A 22,125-nucleotide genomic window follows, 5' to 3' on the forward strand; every position below is an offset into this window, starting at 1 on the left:
GGGCGGAGGGAGGGTTAGCGTGGTCGTGTGGTCTCCCCGCCTGCCCCCAGCGAGCTCGAGCTGGTCCACCGCGCCCTGCAGCACCTCCGCCCCGGCCTCGACCCCGCCCTCACCCGCCGGCTCCGCACAGCCGACTGGGCCGCGGCGTCCGTGGAGGAGGGCGGGCAGTTCCACCGCGTGCTCGTGCTCGAGGACGTCGGCGTGCTCCGGATGACGCGGGCCCACGAGGTGGGGGCCGCCCCGGGCGCGCGGTGGGCGCCCGAGCGGGACCCCGCGGCGCACCTGCCCCGGCGCCTGGCCCTCCTCGACGGGCTCGCCGCGGCCCTGGCCGAACTCCACGTGCCGTGGGCCGTCCCGGTCGCCCTCTCGGACCTCGTCCCCGCGGGCCCGGGCGCCGCGGTGCTGCAGCGCTTCCTCCCGGGCGGCCCGCATCCGCCGCACGAGGGCGATCCGGCCGTGCTGCGCGGCGTCCTCGACGACCTCGCCGCCGTGGACGTCACCGACCAGCGGATCGCGCCGCACCTCGGCCGCCCGTTCGCCTTCCGCGGCCCGTGGACACCGGAGCGCGCCCGGCACGTCGCGGCGCTGCCGGGGGCGGTCGCCGCGCGCCTGGGCGCGTGGGAGGGGCGCGACGTCGACGCGCGGCTGGGCGCCGAGGCGTGGCCGGACGCGGTGGCCGCCCTCACGGACGCGGTGACGGCGTGGACCGCCGCGCCGCCCGTGCCGCCGTCGCTCGTGCACGGCGACCTGGCCGGGCACAACATGCGCTGGCGTGCCGTGCCCGAGGACGAGGACCCGCGCGCCCCGCTGCGCTGGGCGCTGGCCGGGGTGCTGGATTGGGACCTCGCGTGCGCGTGGGACCCGGCCCTCAACGTCGCCTACCTGGCGCTGTGGCACGGCGAGGAGAAGGTGCCCGACCTGGCCCGGGACGCGGCTGAGGCGCGCCGGGCCCGCGTGTGGCTCGGGGCGATGGCCCTGGAGACGCTCGACGACGCGGGGGCCCGGGACGCGATCGTCGGCGGGCTGGCCGCGGGGTCCTGGCGGCGCCTGCTGCGCAAGACCCTGCCCCGCGTGGCGCGGGCCCTCACCGCCCTGGACGGCTGAGGGCCCGCGCGGTCGTCAGGACACGCCCAGGCGCTCCAGGACGATCTCGCGGACGCGGCCGGCGTCGGCCTGCCCGCGGGTGGCCTTCATGACCGGGCCGATCAGGGCGCCGACGGCGGCCATCTTGCCGCCCTTGATCTTCTCGGCCACGTCCGGGTTGGCGGCGATCGCGGCGTCGACGGCCTCGGTGAGCGCGCCGTCGTCGGACACCACGGCCAGGCCCTTCGCCGCGACGATCTCCTTCGGGGCGCCCTCGCCGTCGGCCACCAGGCCGAGCACCTGCTTGGCGATCTTGTCGTTGATCGTCTTCGCGGCGATCAGCTCCTCGACCTCCACCACGTGCGCCGGGGTGATCCCCAGCTCGGCGACGGCGACCTCGCGGACGTTCGCCAGACGGGCGATCTCGCCCATCCACCACTTGCGGGCGGCCGCCGCGGAGGCGCCGGCCTCCACGGTCGCGACGATCTCGTCCAGCACGCCGGCGTTGACGACGTCGCGGAACTCCTCGTCCGCGAAGCCCCACTCGGCCTTGAGCCGCTTGTTCCGCACGGCCGGCAGCTCGGGCATGGCCGCGCGCACGCGCTCGACCCACGCGGCGTCCACGTGCACGGGCACGAGGTCCGGCTCGGGGAAGTACCGGTAGTCGTCCGCGTCCGACTTCGGGCGGCCCGAGGTGGTGCTGCGGGTGTCCTCGTGCCAGTGGCGGGTCTCCTGCGTCACGGTGCCGCCCGCGGCGAGCAGTGCGGCCTGGCGCTGGATCTCGTGGGTGACCGCGTGCTGCACGGCGCGCGTGGAGTTCACGTTCTTCGTCTCGGTGCGGGTGCCGAACTCGGTGGCGCCCTTGGGCATCAGCGAGACGTTCGCGTCGCAGCGGACGTTGCCGCGCTCCATCCGCGCGTCGGAGATGTCGATGGCCTGCACGATGTCCCGGATCGCGGTGACGTAGGCGCGGGCCAGCTCGGGGGCCCGCGCGCCGGCGCCGACGATCGGCTTGGTGACGATCTCGATGAGCGGCACGCCCGCACGGTTGTAGTCGACGAGGGACGCGGAGGCGCCCTGGATCCGTCCGGAGCCGCCCACGTGGGTGAGCTTGCCGGCGTCGTCCTCGAGGTGCGCGCGCTCGATCTCCACGCGGAAGACCTCGCCGTCCTCCAGCTCGACGTCCAGGTGGCCGTCGAAGACGATCGGCTCGTCGTACTGGGAGGTCTGGAAGTTCTTCGGCGTGTCCGGGTAGAAGTAGTTCTTCCGCGCGAACCGGCAGGTCTCGGCGACCTGCGCGTCCAGGGCCACGCCCAGGCGGATGGCGTACTCCACGACCTCGCGGTTGAGCACCGGCAGGGTGCCGGGCAGGCCGAGGTCGAGCGGGGTCACGTTGGTGTTCGGCTCGTCGCCGAACGCGTTGGGCGCGGAGGAGAAGATCTTCGTGGCGGTGTTCAGCTCCACGTGCACCTCGAAGCCCAGCACCGGGTCGAAGCGCTCCATCGCCTCCGCGAAGTCCATGGTCTGCTCTGCGTGGCTCATGCCCGGCCTCCTGCCGTGGTCGCGGTGGTGGCGCGCTGCGCGCCCTTCTCCAGCTCGGGGGCCTCGGCCCACACCGGCCCGCCCCGGCGCTGGGCCACGAGGCGTTCGAGTGCGGCGCCGGCCTCGTACAGGCGGGCGTCCTCGCGCGCCGGCGCCATCAGCTGCAGGCCGTAGGGCAGCCCGTCGACGACGCCGCCGGGCACGGACATGCCCGGGATGCCGGCGAGGTTGGCCGGGATGGTGGCCAGGTCGTTGACGTACATGGTCATCGGGTCGTCCGTCTTGGCGCCCAGCTCGAACGCCGGGGTCGGCGCGGTGGGCGTGAGGATGACGTCCACCTGCTCGAAGGCGCGGGCGAAGTCCTCCTGCACGAGCGTGCGGACCTTCTGCGCGGAGCCGTAGTAGGCGTCGTAGTAGCCGGCGGACAGCGCGTAGGTGCCCAGGATGATGCGGCGCTTGACCTCGGTGCCGAAGCCGGCGGCGCGGGTGGCGCCCATGACCTGCTCGATCGTGCCGCCGCCGTCGGGCACCACGCGGTGGCCGTAGCGGACGCCGTCGAAGCGGGCCAGGTTGGAGGAGGCCTCCGAGGGCATGATCAGGTAGTACGCGCCGAGGGCGGCGTCGAAGCTGGGGCAGGAGACCTCCACGATCTCCGCGCCGGCCTCCCGCAGGGCCGCGACGTGCTCGTCGAAGCCGGCCCGGATGCCCGGGTGGAACGCGTCCGCCGGCAGGTCCGTCACGACGCCGACGCGCAGCCCCGCCAGGTCGCGGCCGCGGGCCGCGGCGGTCAGGTCCGCCGGCGCGTCGGCCAGGGACGTGGAGTCCTGCGGGTCGTGGCCGCCGATGACCTGCTGCAGCGCCGCGGCGTCGGCCACGGTGCGGGCGGCGGGGCCGATCTGGTCCAGCGAGGAGGCCATGGCGATCAGGCCGTAGCGGGAGACCGCGCCGTAGGTGGGCTTCACGCCGACCGTGCCGGTGAACGCGGCGGGCTCGCGCACGGAGCCGCCGGTGTCCGAGCCGAGGGCGAAGGGGGCCAGGAAGGCGGCGACGGCGGACGCCGACCCGCCGCCCGAGCCGCCGGGCACGCGGTCCCCGTCCCACGGGTTGCGGGTGATGCCGAACGCGGAGTGCTCGGTGGAGCCGCCCATCGCGAACTCGTCGAGGTTGGTCTTGCCGAGGATCGGCAGGCGGGCCTCGCGGAGGCGGGCCACCACCGTGGCGTCGTACGGGCTGAGCCAGCCCTCGAGCATGCGGGAGGCGGCCGTGGTCGGCTGCCCGCGCGTGACGATGTTGTCCTTCACGGCCACGGGCACGCCGGCCAGCGGGTGCAGGGCGTCGGCCTCGGGGCCGCCGGCGGCACGGATCGCGTCCACCTCGGCGGCGACGGCGAGGGCCTCGTCCGTGTTCACGTGGAGGTAGGCGCGCACGCCGCGGTCACCGGCGGCGTCGGCGCGCACGTCGCCGTCGTGGGCCGCGATGCGGTCCAGGTGGGCCTGGACGAGCTCCACGGAGGTGGTGGTGCCGGCGCGCAGGCGCTCGGCCATCTGCAGCGCGGTGAGCCGGACGAGCTCGTCGGCGCCGAGGGTCGCGTTCACGTCGAACGTCTCGGTCATGGGGGTGATCACTCTCCGTCCAGGATGGCGGGGACCTTGAACTGGCCGTCCTCGGAGTCCGGCGCCTGGTCGAGGGCCTCCTCCTGCGTGAGCATGCCGGCCGGCACGTCCTCGCGGAACACGTTCTCCAACGCGATGGGGTGGGACGTCGGCGTCACGTCGTCGCCCGCGGCAGCCTGGACCGCGGAGACGTGCTCCAGGATCTTCTCCAGGTCGCCGGACATCGTGTCCAGCTCCTCGTCGGTCATCCGGATGTGGGCCAGGCGAGCCAGATGCTCCACCTGATCCCGGGTGATCTCAGGCATGGATCTCCTCGTGTGACGGGTCGGGGCGGGGTGGACGACGCCGGCGCGGCGGCGGCCACATCGGGGTCGAGTCTAGTGCCGGGGCCTGCCCGGCCGCCGCCACCGCTTCGGGGCGGGAAATCCACCCCACCGCGGCGCTCCGGGCCCCCATGACAGGGATTTCCCGCCCCGAATGGGGTCCCGGCACCGATCTCCCGCCCGGGGTCAGTCCAGCGCGAGCCGGTAGACGAGGAACGGGCCGGTCTCGTCGGCCGGGTCGAGGTCCGGCACCACGTCCGCGAGGAGCCAGTCCCGCTCCGGGACGCGCACGAAGCCGGCGCGCTCGTACATCCGGTGGGCGCCGGTCATGGAGGGCATGGTGGTCAGCACGACGGCGTCCACGCCCTCCTCGGCGCGGGCCCGCGCCACGATCTCGGCCAGCAGGGCGCCGCCCACCCCGCGGCGGTGGAACCGCGGGTGGACGGCGAGCATGCGGAACTCGTACTCCCCGTCGCCGGAGGTCTCGGCCAGGGGCGAGCCGGGCGGGGTGAGCACCACGGACCCGGCCACCTCGCCGTCGACCTCGGCCACGAGCACCTCCGCGCGGCCGGCCCGGTCGGCCACGTCCGTGAGGGTCTTCACGTAGGCGTCGTCGGGGGCGATGTGGCCGCCGTCGACATAGGACGCCAGGGTGAGCTCGGCGACCGCCTCGTGGTCCTCGGGGCGCAGCGGGCGGACGAGGGCGCTCATGCGTCGCCTCCGGCGTGCTGGCGCAGCGTGTCCTTCAGGCGGGCGCGGGTCGCGTCCGTGGCCACGACGTAGTCGCGCCGGCGCAGCCAGGCGGTGGGCACGGCCTGGTGGGGGTGGCCGTCGCGCGCCTCGTGCAGCCCCTCGAGGAACGTCGCGGCCGCCGGCTCCTGCCAGATGTTCACCCAGTAGGCGCGCTCCCGCTCCTGCGCCGTCAGTTCCTTGACCAGCCGCCTCGCGAACGGGCAGCCCGGCCGCCAGAACACGACGACGCCGCCGCCCTCGACATGCGCCTGCGCGCCGGCGAACGGCCGCGAGCGGACCCGGACCGCCCACTGGTACGTGACCGCGTAGCCGGCCAGGACGAGCCCGGCCACGATCATGCCGACCTGCTGCAGACGCGTCCCCGCGATCATGAACGTCAGGCCGCCGGCCACGAACAGGACCGGGTAGAACCACGGGTCCCCGACGATCCGCCTCATGCCGTCTCCCCCGTCACGGCGGCCAGCGCGGCCGCGTCCACATCGCCGGCCACCATCCAGTCGGGATGTGCCGTGCCGTCCGCCGAGGCGGGCCGCGTCACCGCGACGCCGGCCTCTTCCGCCACCAGCGCGCCGGCGGCCCAGTCGTACTCCTGCGTGCCGAACTCGGCGTAGACGTCCAGGGTGCCGTCCGCGACCATGCACAGGTCCAGCGCCGCCGAGCCGATCCGCCGCACGTCCCCGAACGCGGGCAGCAGGGCAGCGAGCGCCCGCACCTGCAGGGCCCGGCGGGCGGGGTCGTAGCCGAAGCCGGTGGCGAGCAGCCGCCCCGAGCGCCCCGGCACGGGGCCAGTGAGCTGCACGGGGGCGGCGTCCCGGTCGGGCACGTCCACGCCCGCCGTCGTCGCGTCCGCGGTGCTGAAGGCGCCCCGGCCCGCGCTCGCGAACCAGGTGCGCCCCAGCGCGGGCGCCGCCACGACGCCGGCCAGCCAGCGTTCGGTGCCCTCGGCCACCCCCAGCAGGTCGGCGGTCTCGGCGTCGACCGGGCCGGTGACGGCCACCGAGGTGCAGAACTGCGGCAGGCCGCGCACGAAGTTGGTGGTGCCGTCCAGCGGGTCGATGGACCAGCGGTACCCGGACGGCTCGGCCGGAAGGGTGGCCCCGTACTCCTCGCCGGTGATCTCGTCCGAGGGGCGGTAGCCGGCGATGACCTCCCGGACGGCCTGCTCGGCGCGGCGGTCGTAGTCGGTCACCCAGTCGGAGCCGGAGGACTTCGTCTGCGCGCCGATCTCCTCGATGCCGAGCGGGACCGCCGGGTGGTGACCGGTCCAGCGCCGGGCCAGGACGTCCGCGCCGGCGCGCGCGGCGGCCTTGGCGACCACGAGCAGGCCCGGGACCGTGGCGCGCGCGCTCATGCCGAGGCCTCCCCGTCTGCGGCACCGTCGGTGGCGTCGTCCGTGTCCGCCGGGCGCACCGCGTCCGGGCCGCCGGCCAGCAGCGCCGTGAACCCGGCCTCGTCCAGCACGGGCACGCCGAGGGACTGCGCCTTGTCCAGTTTAGAGCCGGCGGCCTCGCCGGCCACCAGGAAGTCGGTCTTCTTGGACACGGACCCGGAGGCCTTGCCGCCGCGCACGAGGATCGCCTCCTTCGCGGAGTCACGGGAGAAGCCCTCGAGCGAGCCGGTGACCACCACGGTCAGGCCCTCGAGCGTGCGCGGGGTGGACTCGTCCTGCTCGTCCTCCATGACCACGCCCGCCGCGGCCCACCGGTCCACGATCTCCCGGTGCCAGTCCTCGGCGAACCACTCGATGAGCGCGTCCGCGATGATCGGGCCGACGCCGTCGATCTCGGCCAGCCGGTCCCGGTCGCCGGCCTCGGCCGCCGCGCGCAGCGCCGCCATCGAGCCGAACGCCGTGGCCAGCGAGCGGGCCGCCGTCGGGCCCACGTGCCGGATGGACAGCGCCACGAGGGTGCGCCACAGCGGCTGGGACTTGGCCTTCTCGAGCTCGTCGAACAGGCGCAGCGTGTTGGCCGTGGGCGCGGACGGCCTCTTCGCGGTGCCGGCGGTGAAGAAGTACGGCTTGAGCGTGAACACGCCCGAGGGCACCATGCGGCCGTCCACCTTCGTGCGGCCCTCGCGCCACACGCGCACCGCGCCGAGGGAGCGCTGCAGGTCGGTCAGCCCGTCCTCGCCGCGCGGGCCCGTGATCTCCTCCGGCGTGCCGGAGGCGAGGTCGAAGATCTGCGCCTCCGCCGTGATGGGGCCCGGGCCCTCGGGCCGCACGTGTCCCTCGTGCTCGGCCGGGTCCTCGCCGGGGCCCTGGACGAGCCAGCGGGCGGCCTCCTCGCCGAGCGCCTCCACGTCGAACGCGCCGCGGCTGGCCAGGTGCTCGACGCGGCCGGCCAGCTGGGCCGGGCAGGAGCGGGCGTTGGGGCAGCGCAGGTCCACGTCCCCCTCCTTGGCCGGGGCCAGCGGCGTGCCGCACGAGGGGCAGTGCGTGGGCATGACGAACTCGCGCAGCTCCCGGCCCGCCTCGATCGCCTTCTCGCGCAGCGGCAGCACGGGACCCACGACCTCGGGGATCACGTCCCCGGCCTTGCGCACCACCACGGTGTCCCCGATCAGCACGCCCTTGGACTTGACCACGTCCTGGTTGTGCAGGGTGGCCAGGGAGACGGTGGACCCGGCCACGGTGACCGGCTCCATCACCGCGAACGGGGTCACCCGTCCGGTGCGGCCCACCGACACCGCGATGTCCCGCAGCAACGTGTGCGCCTCCTCCGGCGGGTACTTGTACGCCACGGCCCAGCGGGGCACGCGGGAGGTGTGGCCGAGGTAGCGCTGGTCCGCGAACGCGTCCGCCTTCAGCACGATGCCGTCGATCTCGTGGATCAGCTCGTGCCGGCGCCGGCCGTACTCCTCGATCACCGCGACGACGGCGGCCAACGCCTCCTCGTCCGCACCCTCCACCCGGCGGGTGTAGGGGCTCACGGGCAGGCCCCAGCCCGCGAGCGCGTCGTACACCTCGTGCTGGGAGTCCAGCCCGAACGCCTCGACCGAGCCGATGCCGTGCACGAACATGGCCAGCGGGCGCTGCGCGGTGACCGCCGGGTCCTTCTGACGCAGGGCGCCGGCGGCGGCGTTGCGCGGGTTGGCGAACGGCGTCTGGCCCTCCTCCGCACGGCGCGCGTTGAGCTCGGCGAAGGCCGCGGAGGACATGAACACCTCGCCGCGCACCTCGAACTCGGCGGGCCAGCCCTCGCCGGAGAGCTCGTGCGGGATGTCCCCGATGGTGCGCACGTTGGCGGTGACGTCCTCGCCCGTGACGCCGTCGCCGCGGGTGGCGGCCTGCACGAGCCGCCCGTCCCGGTAGCGCAGGGCGACGGCGAGCCCGTCGATCTTCACCTCCACGAGCCAGCGGGGCGCCACGCCCGGCCGCACCTGCGTCAGGGCCTGCGCCGCGCGGCGGAACCAGACCTCGAGCTCCTCGACGGAGAACACGTCCTCGAGCGAGTACATGCGGGCCCCGTGCCGGACGGGGGCGAACGCCTCCGAGACCTCCCCGCCGACCTCCTGGGTGGGCGAGTCGTTGGACACGAGCTCGGGGTGCAGGGCCTCGAGGTCCTCGAGACGGCGGTACAGCGCGTCGTACTCGGCGTCCGAGATCTCCGGGGCGTCCCGCTGATAGTAGGCGGTCCGGGCTGCGCGGACCCGCTCCACGAGGTCCTCGTACTCCTCCCGCAGGTCCGCGGCGGGGATGTCCTGCGGATCGGGCTGGGCGGCGGATTCCTTGGGGGTGCTCACCCGGCCCAGCGTAGTCGGCGTCCCGGACGGCGCACCCGGGTCAGGGGATGCGCACGAGCACCGCCGTGACGTTGTCCCGGCCGCCGCGCCACAGGGCGGCGCCGATGAGCTTCTCGAGGGCGTCCTCGAGGGTGTCGGCGTCGTCGATCAGCGCGCGGATCTCCTCGTCCAGCAGCTCGCCGGTCAGGCCGTCGCTGCACAGCAGGACGAGGTCCCCGGAGGCGAGGGGGATCTCGGCCACGTCCACCGTGAGCGCCTCGCGCGAGCCGAGCGCGCGGGTGATGACGTTGCGGCGCGGGTGGACGCGGGCCTCGGCGGAGGTGAGCTCCCCCGCGTCGACGAGCATCTGGACCGCAGAGTGGTCCACCGTGAGCTGCTGGAGCACCGGCGAGCCGACGGGCCGCAGGTAGACCCGGGAGTCGCCGACGTTCGCCACGGCCCAGCGGCCGCGCTCCGTGTCCAGGCAGGCCAGCACGGTCAGGGTGGTGCCGGAGCGCCCCAGCCCGGCCTCGACGACGGCGGCGTCCGCCTCGTGGATCAGGTGGCCGAGCTCCTGGGGCGTGTGGGCCGTGCCCGGGGCGAGCACCTCGGGGGCGCGGCGGCGCAGGGCCTCGATCGCGGCGGCCGAGGCCACCTCGCCGGCCTCGTGCCCGCCCATGCCGTCGGCCACGGCGGCGAGCACCAGCGGCTCCCCGACGAGGGTCCACGCGTCCTCGTTCAGGTCGCGGACGGCGCCCACGTGGGTGGCGCCGGCGGCCTGGGGTCGCGGCGCGGACGGGGTCTCGGGGCGGGGGTCCACGGGGTCCTCGATCAGTCGGCGAGCAGGGTCTGGGCCGACCCGTCCATGAGCAGGGAGGGGCGGACCTCTCCGAACCCGCGGACGATCCTGGGCGGCTGCGGGACGAGCACGAAGCGCTCGTCCCGGGACAGGGCCGCAGCGGTCATGGCGTCCACGAGCACGGTACCCGGATCGGCCAGGGACGTCAGCCGCGCGGCGAGGTTCACGGTGGGCCCGTAGATGTCCCCCATGCGCGAGAGCACCCGTCCCCACGTCAGGGCGACGCGCGCCGAGGGCAGCTCCTCGTCCGCGGCGATGGTCTCGGCCAGGGAGAGCGCGATCGCGGCACCGGCCTCGGGGGTCTCGGCGTTGAACATGACCTCGTCGCCGATGGTCTTCACGAGCCAGCCGCCACCGGCGGAGATGGTCTCCGCGGCGAGGGACTCGAAGCGCAGCACCATGCGGGCCAGCGTCCGGTCGTCCATGGTCCGGGAGAGCGTGGTGTAGGAGACCATGTCCGCGAAGCCGACGGCGCGGGCCAGCGGCAGCGGCGCGTCCGACTCGGAGCCGTCGCGGCCCCGGGCGCTGGCCGCCAGCCCGGCCTCCACGCGCACGGTCAGGCGCTGCACGGCGCGGTTGAGCTGGCGCCGGTAGACGATCCGCATGGCCTTCTCGAGCGGTCCGACCATGTCCGGGAGCATGTCGACGACGGCCCGTCGTGCCTCCGGGTCCGTCAGGTCCCCGGAGGCGATCTTGTCCTCCACGAGCGCCTCGATCTGCCACACCACCATGCGGTCCGTCATCTGCCCGATCGAGCGGGCCAGCGAGATGGCGGTGTCCTCGTTCAGCGTCCCCGAGCGCACGAGCGTGAGCACGGACTCGAACGCCTCGATGTCCGCCTCGGTGAAGGCCTTGTGTCCCTCCGGCGACGTCGGATAGCCCAGCGCACGCCAGATCTTCCGGGCGGAGACCGTCGAGACGCCGAGGCGCTGCGCCACCTCCCGTGAGGTGTAGGCACGCGGGCCCACCACCAGGCCGGCGTCGAGCGTGCGCATCGCGCTCGTCCAGCCGGCGGGCTCGGCGGACCGCTCCTCGGCGTCGCGGGCGGTCGTGTCCTCGGCCGGCGGGACGATCGGCAGCGGGGCGGTGTCCGGTGTCTCCGGACGGCTCATCGGAGGTCTCCTGTCGGGACGGGGGCGGGCCAGGTCCTGGTGCGGGCCTGGCGGGTGAGGTGGGCCAGGGCCTCCTCGAAGCGCGCGGCCTCGGGGACGTCACGCAGCCGCCAGTGGACCTGGCGGGCGGGCTCCTGGAAGAGGATGTGCAGGTCTCCGGCGCCCGAGCCGCGGCGGCGCCGCTGCACGTCGGCGATGGACACGAGCGGCATGGCGGCCCCGGAGCCGCCGACGCCGGCGCGCTGGAGGATGCGGCGGTCGGTGACCACGGTGCGCCGGAAGACCCAGCGCCACAGTGGACGGACGGTGCCGGGGAGCAGGACGAGCGCCGCGACCACCCACGCGGCCGCCTCGAGCGCGGCGCGGTTCGCGGCGACGACCCCGGGCAGGTCGGGGCGTGCGAGCACGCCGACGGCCAGGCCGAGCAGGAACGCGACGGCCACGAGGACCGCGGCGGGGCGCAGCAGCGCGCGCGGGTGGGTGCGGGTGCGCACCATCACCTGCTCACCGGGCTCGAGTCGCACGGCGGTCACCTCCTGACCGGGACGGGTGTGTCATGCGCCGCGATGGACGTCTCCGCGCAGGTGGGCCACGTCCCCCGCACTGACCTCGGTCTCGATTGTGCCACGGTCCGGTGTGACGTGCCTCACGTGCAGGGTGCCGCCGGGGCCGAGGCCCACGGCCGTGCCCTCCAGCACCCCGCCACCGGGCAGCTCGGCGCGCACCGCGCGGCCCAGCGTGGAGAGCCGGTCCGCCACGGCCGCCACGGCGGGGTGACGCCCGTCCACGGCCGCCGTCTGTCCCGCCACGCCCGCCGCGAAGCGGTCCACGGCCGCCACGACGGCGTCGCGCAGCTCGACCGCGAGGCCCCGGGGCGCGGGCACGGCTTCCGCGCCGATCCACTCCGCCAGGTCCGTGGCGGTGTCCACCGGGGCGGCCCCGCGGTGGTCCAGGTTCACGCCCATCCCGACGACGACGCCGGGCCCCTTGCCGTCCGAGGACAGCGCCACCGTGGCCAGCACGCCGCACAGCTTGCGCCCGTCCGTGGCGAGCACGTCGTTCGGCCACTTCACGTGCGTCGGGACGCCCCGGGCCGCGAGGCGCTCGGCGACCGTGGCGGAGGCGACGAGCGAGAGCCAGCTCAGGTGGGCCGGGGAGACCGGCACCCCGCCGGACTCGGGACGCAGGTACACGGACAGGGCGAGCGCCGCCCCCGGGGCGGCGCTCCACACGCGGGAGTGCCGACCCCGGCCGGCCCGCTGGTCCGCGGTGGCCACGGCCGTCCCGTGCCGGTGCCCCTCGCGGTCCAGCCGTGCGAGGAGCTCATCCTGCGTGGAGCCGGCGGAGTCCAGCCAGGTCAGGTCCGGTGTGGGGGCGTCGTCGGGGTGCATGCCCCTAGATATACACGGCGTCCCCGGGGGCGGGCTGGGCGGTCCGATCCGCCGCCGGGACGCGCGGACGGGCGGTCCGGGCCGACGTCCCCGCCGTTTGTGGGCTTCCTCCAACGGAGGGCGTCCGCGGCGGCCCGTACACTGGCCGACTGAGCCTCCGCATCTGGCGGACCACCACAAGGAGGACGTGTGACCGATCCCGATCTGACCACCACGGCCGGCCGGCTGGCCGACCTGCATCGGCGGCTCGAGGCGACGGCCGCGCCCGGCGGCCCGGACGCCGTCGAGCGCCAGCACGCTCGCGGCAAGCACACCGCGCGCGAGCGGATCGACCTCCTCCTGGACGAGGGCTCCTTCGTGGAGCTGGACGCGCTGGCCGTGCACCGCACCACCGCGTTCGGCATGGACGCCAAGCACCCGGCCGGCGACGGCCTGGTGTCCGGCTTCGGCACCGTGGACGGGCGCCAGGTGGCCGTCTACTCCCAGGACTTCACCGTGTTCGGCGGATCGCTGTCCGAGCGCAACGGCCAGAAGATCGTGAAGGTCCAGGAGTTCGCCGCCCGCAACGGCTGCCCCGTGATCGGCATCCTCGACGGCGGCGGCGCGCGCATCCAGGAGGGCGTGGCCTCCCTCGCCCAGTTCGCGGACATCTTCCGGAACAACGTCCTGGCCTCGGGCATGGTCCCGCAGATCTCGCTGATCATGGGCCCCTCCGCCGGCGGCGCGGCCTATTCGCCGGCCCTGACGGACGTCGTGGTGATGGTGGACCAGACCTCGCACATGTTCATCACCGGCCCGGACGTGATCAAGACCGTCACGGGCGAGGACGTGGACATGGAGACCCTCGGCGGCGCCCGCTCGCACAACGCCACCTCCGGCACCGCCCACTACATGGCCTCCTCGGAGGAGGACGCGATCGCCTACGTGCAGGAGCTGCTCGAGCTGCTGCCCTCCAACAACCTCGCGGAGGCCCCGACCTTCGAGGCCGCGGACCCGGAGCCCACGGACGAGGACCTCGCCCTGGACGAGATCATCCCGGACTCCGCCAACCAGCCCTACGACATGCTCGAGGTCATCGCCTCGATCGTGGACGAGGGCCACCTGCTGCAGCTGCAGGAGCTGTACGCGCCCAACGTGATCACCGGACTGGCCCGCCTGGACGGCATGAGCGTGGGCGTCGTCGCGAACCAGCCGATGCAGTTCGCCGGCACCCTGGACATCGCCGCCTCGGAGAAGGCCGCGCGGTTCGTGCGCTTCTGCGACGCGTTCAACATCCCGATCATCACCCTCGTGGACGTGCCCGGGTTCCTGCCCGGCACGGACCAGGAGTTCAACGGCATCATCCGCCGCGGCGCCAAGCTGATCTACGCCTACGCCGAGGCCACCGTGCCGAAGCTGACCGTGATCACGCGCAAGGCCTTCGGCGGCGCGTACATCGTGATGGGCTCCAAGAAGCTCGGCGCGGACCTGAACCTGGCCTGGCCGAGCGCGCAGATCGGTGTGATGGGCGCCCAGGGCGCCGTGAACATCCTGTACCGGCGCGACCTGAAGGCGACGGCGGAGGCGGGCGGCGACGTCGACGCGCGCCGGGCCGAGATCGTGGCCGACTACGAGGCCGAGCTGCTCAACCCGTACCAGGCCGCCGAGCTGGGCTACGTGGACGCCGTGGTGCCCCCGCACGCCACCCGCGGCCAGCTCATCCGCGCCCTGCGCGCCACCCTGCACAAGCGCGAGGCCCGCCCCGCCAAGAAGCACGGGAACATGCCGCTGTGAGCGCCGCGCTGGGTCCGGGCGCCCCGGACGAGAACGACGCGTCCACGCAGGCCACGCCGGCGTCGGCCGACCCGCTGCAGCTCAGCGGCCCGGAGCTGGAGCCGGAGGAGATGGCCGCGCTGGCCGCCGTCCTCGAGGCGGCCGCCGCGGCCCGTGCCGAAGCCGCCCGGCTCGCCGCCGAGGCCGCCGACCCCCGCCCCCTGGACCGCACGCTCCGCCGTCGCGGCGACCTGGGCCTGTGGGCGCGGCCCGGCCGCGACCAGTGGCGTCAGGGCGCGGGCCCGCAGTGACCCGACGGGCGGGCGGCAGCGCCTAGAGTGCCGGTATGACCCAGCACACCTCCGAGGCCGCCGTCGACGGCGGCCGCACCCCGTCCGCCATCGACGTGCTCGCCGAGCGCTACGTGACCGACCTCCTCGCCCTGCATCCGGACACCGCCACCGAGCTCGGCTTCCCGGGCCGGGAGACCGAGTACACGGACTTCTCCCCCGCCGGCGCCCGCGCCGACGACGAGCTCAACGCCCGCCTGCTCGAGGAGCTGGCCGCGCTCGAGCCGCAGGACGAGACGGACCGCGTCACGAAGGCAGCCATGCAGGAGCGCATCGGCCTGGAGCGCGAGATCCACGCGACCGGCCGCACCGAGCTGAACAACATCGCCTCCCCCGCCCAGGGCATCCGCGCGGTCTTCGACCTCATGCCCACGGACACCGCGGAGCAGTGGGGCCACATCGCCGGCCGCCTCGAGAACCTGCCGGCCGCCCTGCGCGGCTACACCGAGTCCCTGCTCGCCTCCCGCGACGCCGGCCACGTGGCCGCGGTGCGCCAGGTGGACATCGTGGTGGAGCAGGCCCGCGCCCACGGCACCGCGGGCGGGTTCTTCCCGGGCCTGGTCGAGCGGGCCGAGGGGGCCGACGTCGTGGACGACGCCCTGGCCGCCCGCATCCGCTCCGGCGCGGACGCCGCCGCGCAGGCCTACCGCGACTTCGCGGACACGCTCGAGGCCGAGCTGCGCCCGCACGCCCCGGAGGCGGACGGCGTCGGGATCGAGTACTACCGGCTGGCCTCCCGCGTCTTCCTCGGCGCGGAGATCGACCTCGAGGAGACCTACCGGTGGGGCCAGGAGGAGCTGGCCCGCATCATCGCCGCGCAGCAGGCGGACGCCGAGCGCATCCGGCCGGGCGCCACGATCGAGGAGGCACGCGCGATCCTGGACGCGGACCCGGAGCGCACCCTGAAGGGCACCGAAGCCCTGCGCACGTGGATGCAGCGGCTCTCCGACGACGCGGTCGAGGCCATGAAGGAGCACTTCGAGATCCCGGCCCCGATGGACCGGCTCGAGTGCATGATCGCCCCCACCCAGGAGGGCGGCATCTACTACACCGGCCCCTCGGACGACTTCTCCCGGCCCGGCCGCATGTGGTGGTCCGTGCCCCCGGGCGAGGACGAGTTCACCACGTGGGCGGAGACCACCACGGTCTACCACGAGGGCGTGCCGGGCCATCACCTGCAGATCGCCACCGCCATGATGAACCGGGAGAACCTCAACCTGTGGCGCCGCAGCTTCTGCTGGACGTCCGGCCACGGCGAGGGCTGGGCGCTGTACGCGGAGAAGCTCATGGAGGAGCTCGGTTTCCTCGACGACCCGGGCGACCACCTCGGCATGCTGGACATGCAGCGCATGCGGGCGGCCCGCGTGGTGTTCGACATCGGCTACCACTGCGGCTTCGACGCCCCCGAGTCCGAGGGCGGCGGCGCGTGGACCCCGGAGAAGGGCTACGCGTTCCTGGCCAAGCACCTGAGGATCTCCGAGGGCCAGCGCCGCTTCGAGTTCACGCGCTACCTCGGCTGGCCGGGGCAGGCGCCGGCGTACAAGGTGGGTCAGCGCATCTGGGAGCAGATCCGCGCCGAGCATGAGCAGGCCGAGGGCGCCGACTTCGACCTCAAGGCCTTCCACACGCGGGCCCTGCGCCTGGGCGGCATGGGCCTGGACACCCTGCGGGAGGCGCTCGCGTGATCCCGCACGACGACGGCGCGGCCGACCCCGGCACGGGCCTGCGGCTGGTGCTCGGCTCGGCCTCCCCCGGCCGGGCGGAGGTCCTGACCCGGGCACGGGTGCCGTTCCGCGTCGTCGTCTCGGGGGTGGACGAGGCGGCCGTGGGCGCGGCGGCGGGCGACCCGTCGCCGGCGGAGCTGGCGGGCCTGCTGGCGGAGGCCAAGGGCCGCGACGTGGCCGCCCGTGTGGCGGCCGCCGGCGTCGAGGTGCCCACGCTCGTGCTCGGCTGCGACTCCGTGTTCGAGTTCGAGGGCCGCGCCCACGGCAAGCCCTACGAGCCCGAGGTCGCCGTCGAGCGCTGGCGCGCCCAGGCCGGCCGGGAGGGCGTGCTGCACTCGGGCCACTGGCTGGGCCTGGTGCTGCCGGAGCCCGGGGTCGGGTCCGGGATGGCCGCGGAGGCGGGCGTGGTGTCCGCCGTCGTGCGCTTCGGCGCCGTCACCGAGGCCGAGATCCAGGCCTACGTGGCCACGGGTGAGCCGCTGCACTGTGCGGGCGCGTTCACGGTGGACGGCGCGGGCGCGGCCCTCGTGGACGGCGTGGACGGGGACCCCAACGCGGTGATCGGGCTGTCCGTGGCGTGGCTGCGGCGGGCCACGGCAGCCCTGGGTCAGGACTTCACCCGGTTGTGGGAACCCTCCAACGCGCAACGCTGATCCGGCGCGACAGGGCCACGTGCCTCGGAGGGTTCCGCCACAACGAGTAGGGTGCTGGTCAGAGTCGGCGCCGTCCCGCGCCCTTCACCCCACCGGGTGAGGGGCACGACCCCGGACGTGGCGCCCGCACCCCCAGCCGTGATCGTCCGAGGAGTCCATCGCCCATGAGCATCGCCGACGCACCGCAGGCCTCGGTCGTCCCGCCCGTCGACCCCGCGGCGGAGCGCCGGTTCTCCCGGGTGCTGATCGCCAACCGCGGTGAGATCGCCGTGCGCATCATCCGGGCCTGCCAGGACGAGGGGCTGACCTCCGTGGCCGTCTACGCCGAGCCGGACCGGGACGCCCTGCACGTGAAGCTCGCGGACGAGGCCGTGGCCCTCGGCGGGGAGAGCGCCGCCGACTCCTATCTGGTGATCGGCAAGATCCTCGACGCCGCCCAGCGCGCGGGCGCGGACGCCGTGCACCCCGGCTACGGCTTCCTCTCCGAGAACGCGGACTTCGCGCGCGCCGTGGCCGACGCCGGCCTCGTGTGGATCGGCCCGCCCGCCGAGGCGATCGACCGCCTGGGCGACAAGGTCTCGGCCCGCCAGCTGGCCACCAAGGTCGGCGCCCCGCTGGCACCGGGCACCACCTCCCCCGTGACCGGCACGGAGGAGGTCGTCGCGTTCGCGGACGAGTTCGGCCTGCCGGTGGCCATCAAGGCGGCCTACGGCGGCGGCGGCCGCGGCATCAAGGTGGCCCGCACGCGCGAGGAGATCCCCGAGTTCTACGAGTCCGCGGTCCGTGAGGCCGTGGCCGCGTTCGGCCGGGGCGAGTGCTTCGTGGAGCGCTTCCTGGACAAGCCGCGCCACGTGGAGACGCAGTGCCTGGCGGACGTGCACGGCGACGTCGTCGTGATCTCCACCCGCGACTGCTCGCTGCAGCGCCGCAACCAGAAGCTCGTGGAGGAGGCCCCGGCGCCGTTCCTCACGGACGAGCAGAACGCCCGCCTCGTGGAGTCGTCCAAGGCGATCCTGCAGGAGGCCGGTTACGTCGGCGCGGGCACGTGCGAGTTCCTCGTGGGCCAGGACGGGACCATCTCCTTCCTCGAGGTGAACACGCGCCTGCAGGTGGAGCACCCGGTCTCCGAGGAGATCACCGGCATCGACCTCGTGCGCGAGCAGTTCCGCCTGGCCCGTGGCGAGGCCCTCGGCTACACGGACCCGCAGCCGCGCGGCCACTCGATCGAGTTCCGCCTCAACGGCGAGGACCCGGGCCGCAACTTCCTGCCCGCCCCCGGCCGGCTCACCACGTTCCGCATGCCCAGCGGCCCGGGCGTCCGCGTGGACTCCGGCGTGGTGGAGGGTGAGACCGTCTCCGGGGCCTTCGACTCCATGGTCGCCAAGCTGATCGTCACCGGCGCGGACCGCCGCCAGGCCCTGCAGCGCGCCGCCCGCGCCCTGCGCGAGGCCGAGATCGCCGGCATGCCCTCGGTGCTGCCGTTCCACCGCGCCGTGGTGCGCGACCCCGCCTTCGCCCCCGAGATCGCCGGCTCGGAGGAGCCGTTCTCGGTGCACACCCGGTGGATCGAGACGGAGTTCGCGAACCGCATCGAGCCGAGCGCCCTCACCCCGGCGGAGCCGGCCCCCCGCGAGGCGCGCCACACCGTGACCGTGGAGGTCAACGGCAAGCGCGTGGACGTCACCCTGCCCACGTGGGGCGAGGCCCTGCACACGATCTCCGGCGCCGCCCAGCGGGCCGGTGCGGGACGACGTCGTCCCCGCGGCAAGCGCGGCGCACCGGTGGCCGCGGCCGTCAGCACGGACGCGCTGACCGCCCCCATGCAGGGCACCGTGGTGAAGGTCGCCGCCGAGAACGGCCAGACCGTGGCCGAGGGCGACCTGATCGTGGTCGTGGAGGCCATGAAGATGGAGCAGCCGCTCGCGGCCCACCGCGCGGGCGTGGTCAGCGGGCTCGAGGTCGAGCCGGGCCAGACGGTCACGGCCGGCACGGTGATCGCCACCATCGCCGACGCGGAGTGAGCCGCCGGCGACGACGGCGGGGAGCGCCGTCGTCGCCGGCTGGTTCCACATGGTGGACGACGGGGACGTGACTCTCGCAGATCGGCGCGATGAGGCTTAGCCTGACACGCATCCTCGTCTCACATCGTGGTCGCTCGCGACCCCCTGTGCCCGTCATACCAGGGAGACACCATGTCCCACTCCACCCCGCCCGTGAACCCGGGCGCCCCCACCGCCCCCACCGATCTCACGTTGGACGCGGTCGCCGCTGCGGAGGAGGTGCCCCGCTCGCGGGTCATCATCGCCTCGCTCGTGGGCACCTCGATCGAGTTCTACGACTTCTACATCTACGCCACGGCCGCCGTCTCGGTGTTCCCGCTGATCTTCTTCGCGGGCGGTGACGACAACACGGCCCTGCTGGCCTCCATGGCCACCTTCGGCGCGGCGTTCGTCGCCCGGCCGCTGGGCGCCGTTGTCTTCGGCCACCTGGGCGATCGCGTGGGCCGCAAGACCACGCTCATCGGCTCGCTGCTGACCATGGGCATCGCGACGTTCCTCATCGGCCTGCTGCCCACGTACTTCCAGATCGGCCTGTGGGCGCCGGCCATGCTGACGCTGCTGCGCTTCTTCCAGGGCCTGGGGCTCGGCGGCGAGTGGTCCGGCGCCGCCCTGCTGGCCACCGAGTACGCCAAGGACGGCAAGCGCGCGCAGGCGGCCATGTGGCCGCAGCTCGGCGCGCCGATCGGCTTCCTGCTGGCCAACGGCCTGTTCCTCACGCTCGTGCTCGGCTTCGACCACGACTCCACGAGCCCGGTGCTCGACGGCCCGTTCCTCACGTGGGTGTGGCGCCTGCCGTTCCTGCTCTCGATCGTGATGGTGGCCGTGGGCCTCTACGTCCGCGTCAAGCTCGAGGAGACCCCGGTCTTCCAGCGCGCCCTCGACCGCGACCAGCGCGTGAAGGCGCCGCTGGGCGAGGTGTTCCGCCGCAACTGGTGGGAGCTGATCCTGGGCACCTTCGTGATGTACGCCACCTACGTGCTCTTCTACCTGATGACCACGTGGATCCTCTCCTACGCGATCGGCAAGCCGGCCAACGGCTTCCTGGGCGTCCCCTACGCCGAGTTCCTCGTGCTGCAGCTGGTCGGCATCCTGTTCTTCGCGGCGTTCGTGCCGGTCTCCGGCCTGCTGGCGGACCGCTTCGGCCGCCGCCCCACCCTGATCGTGATCTCGGTGCTCATGGTGCTGTTCGGCCTCTCGTTCGGCCTGTGGCTCTCGCCGGAGAACATGGGCGTGGGCGCGGAGCTGAACGTGCCGCTGATGCTGGCGTTCCTGGCCACGGGCATGACGCTCATGGGCCTGACCTTCGGGCCGATGTCCGCGGTGCTGCCCGAGCTGTTCCCCACGAACACGCGCTACACCGGCTCCGGCATCGCCTACAACGTGTCCTCGATCCTCGGCGCCGCGCTGACCCCGTTCATCGCCGCCTGGCTGGTGCAGAAGTTCGACGTCTCCTACGTCGGCTACTACCTGGCCGCCGCGTCGGCGATCACCGTCATCGCACTGGCGCTCTCCCCGGAGACCCGACACACGGACCTCGACACCGTCACCTCGGCCCGCGAGCGCCGCGCCGCGCGCTGACCCCGGCCCCCGCTGGCCCGGGCCCCCCGCCCGCACTTTCGAACGTGAGATCGGGGGAATGGACGCTTTCGGTCGTGAGATAGGCCCTATCTCACGACCGAAAGTCGTCTCTGGGTCAGATCCGCACGTGCAGGCGGCGTGCCGCCTCCGCGATCGACCCGGACATGGACGGGTACACGGTGAAGGTGTCCGCGAGGTCGTCCACGTGCAGCTTGTGCGTGACCGCGAGCGCGAGCGCGTAGATCAGCTCGGAGGCGCGCGGCGAGACCACCACGCCGCCGATCACGGTGCCGGAGCCCTGACGCGCGAAGATCTTCACGAACCCCTCCTCCGCGCCGGACATCTTGGCGCGGGGGTTGGTGTGGAAGTCCAGTCGCAGCACGTCCGCCTGGTACTGGCCGGAGTCCACCTGCGCCTGCGAGACGCCCACGGTGGCGATCTCCGGCGAGGTGAAGATGTTCGAGGCCAGCAGGTGCGGGCGCAGCGGCTTGAGGGCGTCGCCGAGCAGGTGGGCCACGGCGATGCGCCCCTGCATGGCCGCCACCGAGGCGAGGGCGAGCTTGCCCGTGCAGTCGCCCGCCGCGTAGATGCTCGGCACGGACGTGCGGGAGACGCCGTCCACGAGCACGTGGCCGGAGCCGGCCAGCTTCACGCCCACGTCGTCGAGGCCGAGGCCCGCCGTGTTCGGCACGCCGCCGACGGCCACCAGCGCGTGGGAGCCCTCGATCGACGGGGTGTCCTCGGCACCCTCGCCGGAGAGGTGCACGCGCACGCCGGTCTCGGTCCGCTCGACGGACTCGGCCCGGGAGCGGGAGACCACCCTGAGGCCGTTGCCCTCGAAGACCTTCTCGAGCAGCTCGGCGGCGTCGGCGTCCTCGCCGGGGAGCACGCGGTCGCGCGAGGAGACGAGGGTGACCTTGGCGCCGAGGCGGTTGTAGGCCGAGGCGAACTCGGCACCGGTGACGCCGGAGCCCACGACGATCAGGTGCTCGGGCAGCTCCTTGAGGTTGTAGACCTGCTTCCAGTTGAAGATCCGCTCGCCGTCCGGGACGGCGGTGGGCAGCTCCCGGGGGCTCGCGCCGACGGCCACGAGGATCGCGTCCGAGGTGATGATCTCGGGCTCGGCGCCGGCGTCGGCGTCGTCGAGGGCGCGGACGGACACCTCGTGGGGGCCGACGACGCGGCCCACACCGTCGATCACCCGGACACCGACCCGCTCGAGGCCCGCGCGGATGTCCGAGGACTGCTCGTGGGCCAGGTTCAGGATGCGGTGGCCGACCCGGCCCATGTCCGCGTGGGCCTCGGCCCCGCCGAGGTCCACCCCCAGGTCCACGGAGGCGCCCACGCGGCGCATCGAGTCGGCGGCGGCGATCAGCGTCTTGGAGGGGACCACGTCCGTGAGGACGGCCGCGCCGCCCACCCCCTGGCGCTCGACCAGGGTCACGCGGGCGCCCAGCTTCGCGGCCACCATGGCGGCCTCGTAGCCGCCGGGGCCGCCGCCGATGATGGTCAGGGACGGGATGAAGGTGCTGTTTTCCTCGGTCACGGGCTCCATTGTGTCCGCCGCGGACGGGAAAGTCCTAGCCCGCGGTCACGGGACACCGCCTAGACT

The 22,125-nt window shown here is 74.2% G+C and carries 19 protein-coding genes; 7 read left to right on the forward strand and 12 right to left on the reverse strand.

Annotated features, from left to right (window positions below; translation table 11 throughout):
- Nucleotides 1-27 precede the first annotated feature (27 nt).
- Nucleotides 28-1,104 carry a phosphotransferase gene (locus ACI2K6_RS15500; RefSeq protein ID WP_396747743.1) on the forward strand — a complete coding sequence of 359 codons (1,077 nt, stop codon included), beginning with the start codon at nucleotides 28-30 and terminating at the stop codon, nucleotides 1,102-1,104.
- A 15-nt stretch (nucleotides 1,105-1,119) separates the two neighbouring features.
- Here ACI2K6_RS15500 and gatB read toward each other — a convergent pair whose 3' ends face one another.
- The 11 genes from gatB to ACI2K6_RS15555 form a co-directional block, all read right to left on the reverse strand.
- Nucleotides 1,120-2,625 (reverse strand): Asp-tRNA(Asn)/Glu-tRNA(Gln) amidotransferase subunit GatB, encoded by a 1,506-nt coding sequence (gene gatB / locus ACI2K6_RS15505; protein WP_396747740.1) that lies wholly within the window; start codon nucleotides 2,623-2,625, stop codon nucleotides 1,120-1,122.
- Nucleotides 2,622-4,238 carry an Asp-tRNA(Asn)/Glu-tRNA(Gln) amidotransferase subunit GatA gene (gene gatA, locus ACI2K6_RS15510; RefSeq protein ID WP_396747737.1) on the reverse strand — a complete coding sequence of 539 codons (1,617 nt, stop codon included), beginning with the start codon at nucleotides 4,236-4,238 and terminating at the stop codon, nucleotides 2,622-2,624. Before gatA ends, gatB begins: the two co-directional genes overlap by 4 nt.
- An 8-nt stretch (nucleotides 4,239-4,246) precedes the next feature.
- A complete protein-coding gene (gene gatC / locus ACI2K6_RS15515; protein ID WP_002854348.1) occupies nucleotides 4,247-4,543 on the reverse strand; it encodes an Asp-tRNA(Asn)/Glu-tRNA(Gln) amidotransferase subunit GatC in 297 nt (98 codons plus the stop codon).
- Nucleotides 4,544-4,747: 204 nt separating this feature from the next.
- Nucleotides 4,748-5,272, reverse strand: a complete 525-nt coding sequence (locus ACI2K6_RS15520) for a GNAT family N-acetyltransferase (RefSeq protein ID WP_396747734.1) — start codon at nucleotides 5,270-5,272, stop codon at nucleotides 4,748-4,750.
- Nucleotides 5,269-5,751 (reverse strand): hypothetical protein, encoded by a 483-nt coding sequence (locus ACI2K6_RS15525; protein ID WP_396747731.1) that lies wholly within the window; start codon nucleotides 5,749-5,751, stop codon nucleotides 5,269-5,271. Before ACI2K6_RS15525 ends, ACI2K6_RS15520 begins: the two co-directional genes overlap by 4 nt.
- Nucleotides 5,748-6,665 carry an inositol monophosphatase family protein gene (locus ACI2K6_RS15530; RefSeq protein ID WP_396747728.1) on the reverse strand — a complete coding sequence of 306 codons (918 nt, stop codon included), beginning with the start codon at nucleotides 6,663-6,665 and terminating at the stop codon, nucleotides 5,748-5,750. The genes ACI2K6_RS15525 and ACI2K6_RS15530 overlap by 4 nt, the downstream gene beginning before the upstream one ends.
- Entirely contained in the window at nucleotides 6,662-9,055 is a 2,394-nt protein-coding gene (gene ligA / locus ACI2K6_RS15535) for an NAD-dependent DNA ligase LigA (protein WP_396747725.1), read from the reverse strand. The genes ACI2K6_RS15530 and ligA overlap by 4 nt, the downstream gene beginning before the upstream one ends.
- 40 nt (nucleotides 9,056-9,095) lie before the next feature.
- Nucleotides 9,096-9,854: a PP2C family protein-serine/threonine phosphatase gene (locus ACI2K6_RS15540; protein WP_396747722.1), complete on the reverse strand. Its 759-nt coding sequence runs from the start codon at nucleotides 9,852-9,854 to the stop codon at nucleotides 9,096-9,098.
- Nucleotides 9,855-9,865: 11 nt separating this feature from the next.
- The gene (locus ACI2K6_RS15545) at nucleotides 9,866-11,005 is read right to left on the reverse strand and encodes an adenylate/guanylate cyclase domain-containing protein (RefSeq protein WP_396747719.1); all 1,140 of its coding nucleotides are present in this window, start codon (nucleotides 11,003-11,005) and stop codon (nucleotides 9,866-9,868) included.
- On the reverse strand, nucleotides 11,002-11,529 hold the full coding sequence (locus ACI2K6_RS15550) for a PH domain-containing protein (RefSeq protein ID WP_396747716.1): 528 nt from the start codon (nucleotides 11,527-11,529) through the stop codon (nucleotides 11,002-11,004). The genes ACI2K6_RS15545 and ACI2K6_RS15550 overlap by 4 nt, the downstream gene beginning before the upstream one ends.
- 30 nt (nucleotides 11,530-11,559) lie before the next feature.
- On the reverse strand, nucleotides 11,560-12,396 hold the full coding sequence (locus ACI2K6_RS15555) for a biotin--[acetyl-CoA-carboxylase] ligase (RefSeq protein ID WP_396747713.1): 837 nt from the start codon (nucleotides 12,394-12,396) through the stop codon (nucleotides 11,560-11,562).
- A gap of 189 nt (nucleotides 12,397-12,585) precedes the next feature.
- Here ACI2K6_RS15555 and ACI2K6_RS15560 point away from each other — a divergent pair, with 189 nt between their 5' ends.
- From ACI2K6_RS15560 to ACI2K6_RS15585, 6 genes are all read left to right on the forward strand, one after another.
- Nucleotides 12,586-14,169 carry an acyl-CoA carboxylase subunit beta gene (locus ACI2K6_RS15560; protein ID WP_396747710.1) on the forward strand — a complete coding sequence of 528 codons (1,584 nt, stop codon included), beginning with the start codon at nucleotides 12,586-12,588 and terminating at the stop codon, nucleotides 14,167-14,169.
- The gene (locus ACI2K6_RS15565) at nucleotides 14,166-14,459 is read left to right on the forward strand and encodes a hypothetical protein (protein ID WP_396747707.1); all 294 of its coding nucleotides are present in this window, start codon (nucleotides 14,166-14,168) and stop codon (nucleotides 14,457-14,459) included. The genes ACI2K6_RS15560 and ACI2K6_RS15565 overlap by 4 nt, the downstream gene beginning before the upstream one ends.
- A 35-nt stretch (nucleotides 14,460-14,494) precedes the next feature.
- A complete protein-coding gene (locus ACI2K6_RS15570; RefSeq protein ID WP_396747704.1) occupies nucleotides 14,495-16,183 on the forward strand; it encodes a DUF885 domain-containing protein in 1,689 nt (562 codons plus the stop codon).
- On the forward strand, nucleotides 16,180-16,875 hold the full coding sequence (locus ACI2K6_RS15575) for a Maf family protein (RefSeq protein ID WP_396747701.1): 696 nt from the start codon (nucleotides 16,180-16,182) through the stop codon (nucleotides 16,873-16,875). Before ACI2K6_RS15570 ends, ACI2K6_RS15575 begins: the two co-directional genes overlap by 4 nt.
- 164 nt (nucleotides 16,876-17,039) lie before the next feature.
- The gene (locus tag ACI2K6_RS15580) at nucleotides 17,040-18,896 is read left to right on the forward strand and encodes an acetyl/propionyl/methylcrotonyl-CoA carboxylase subunit alpha (RefSeq protein WP_396747698.1); all 1,857 of its coding nucleotides are present in this window, start codon (nucleotides 17,040-17,042) and stop codon (nucleotides 18,894-18,896) included.
- 171 nt (nucleotides 18,897-19,067) lie between these two features.
- Entirely contained in the window at nucleotides 19,068-20,513 is a 1,446-nt protein-coding gene (locus tag ACI2K6_RS15585) for an MFS transporter (protein WP_396747695.1), read from the forward strand.
- Between the two features lie 115 nt (nucleotides 20,514-20,628).
- On the opposite strand, the gene ACI2K6_RS15590 is transcribed toward ACI2K6_RS15585, so the two are convergent.
- Nucleotides 20,629-22,059, reverse strand: coding sequence for an NAD(P)H-quinone dehydrogenase (locus ACI2K6_RS15590; protein ID WP_396747692.1), 1,431 nt, complete (start codon nucleotides 22,057-22,059; stop codon nucleotides 20,629-20,631).
- Nucleotides 22,060-22,125 lie beyond the last annotated feature (66 nt).

It is taken from the genome of Microbacterium sp. NPDC006705 (genome assembly GCF_044903545.1).
Taxonomy (GTDB): Bacteria; Actinomycetota; Actinomycetes; order Actinomycetales; family Microbacteriaceae; genus Microbacterium; species Microbacterium plantarum.

Bases quoted from the DNA above. Each gene is read 5' to 3' on its own strand.
- gatB (WP_396747740.1), bottom strand. From the start codon at position 2,625: ATGAGCCACGCAGAGCAGACCATGGACTTCGCGGAGGCGATGGAGCGC.
- ACI2K6_RS15555 (WP_396747713.1), bottom strand. From the start codon at position 12,396: ATGCACCCCGACGACGCCCCCACACCGGACCTGACCTGGCTGGACTCC.
- gatC (WP_002854348.1), bottom strand. From the start codon at position 4,543: ATGCCTGAGATCACCCGGGATCAGGTGGAGCATCTGGCTCGCCTGGCC.
- gatA (WP_396747737.1), bottom strand. From the start codon at position 4,238: ATGACCGAGACGTTCGACGTGAACGCGACCCTCGGCGCCGACGAGCTC.
- ACI2K6_RS15570 (WP_396747704.1), top strand. From the start codon at position 14,495: ATGACCCAGCACACCTCCGAGGCCGCCGTCGACGGCGGCCGCACCCCG.
- ACI2K6_RS15580 (WP_396747698.1), top strand. From the start codon at position 17,040: ATGAGCATCGCCGACGCACCGCAGGCCTCGGTCGTCCCGCCCGTCGAC.
- ACI2K6_RS15530 (WP_396747728.1), bottom strand. From the start codon at position 6,665: ATGAGCGCGCGCGCCACGGTCCCGGGCCTGCTCGTGGTCGCCAAGGCC.
- ACI2K6_RS15520 (WP_396747734.1), bottom strand. From the start codon at position 5,272: ATGAGCGCCCTCGTCCGCCCGCTGCGCCCCGAGGACCACGAGGCGGTC.
- ACI2K6_RS15525 (WP_396747731.1), bottom strand. From the start codon at position 5,751: ATGAGGCGGATCGTCGGGGACCCGTGGTTCTACCCGGTCCTGTTCGTG.
- ACI2K6_RS15545 (WP_396747719.1), bottom strand. From the start codon at position 11,005: ATGAGCCGTCCGGAGACACCGGACACCGCCCCGCTGCCGATCGTCCCG.
- ACI2K6_RS15585 (WP_396747695.1), top strand. From the start codon at position 19,068: ATGTCCCACTCCACCCCGCCCGTGAACCCGGGCGCCCCCACCGCCCCC.